This window comes from Psychrobacter sp. 16-MNA-CIBAN-0192, assembly GCF_040309565.1.
GTDB lineage: Bacteria > Pseudomonadota > Gammaproteobacteria > Pseudomonadales > Moraxellaceae > Psychrobacter.
Genome location: NZ_JBEOOX010000573.1, coordinates 1 through 248, shown reverse-complemented (window position 1 = coordinate 248; position 248 = coordinate 1). Strand labels below are relative to the sequence as shown.

At 36.3% G+C, this 248-nt stretch carries 1 protein-coding gene; it reads right to left on the bottom strand.

Annotated elements, in window-relative coordinates; all coding sequences use genetic code 11:
* The coding region (locus tag AAEY78_RS14435) for an EAL domain-containing protein (RefSeq protein ID WP_352340129.1) at positions 1–248 on the bottom strand (248 nt) is incomplete at both ends.

Here is a 248-nt window from a genome sequence, read left to right as displayed (position 1 = left end):
GACTAATATTAATTGAAACACTAAACGAGTCGTCAATGATAGCGCTTGCTTTAAGCTCGTTAATTAAAATACATATATCATGCAAAACAATATTTTGTAGTTTTTGAATAAGTCCGTATTGCTCTGCAATAGGTATAAATTCGTTTGCTGTTATCAGCCCTCTTTGAGGGTGGTCCCATCTAATAAGTGCTTCAGCACCAACAACATCACCCTGCGTATTAACTTGTGGCTGAAAGTAAGCACAAAAC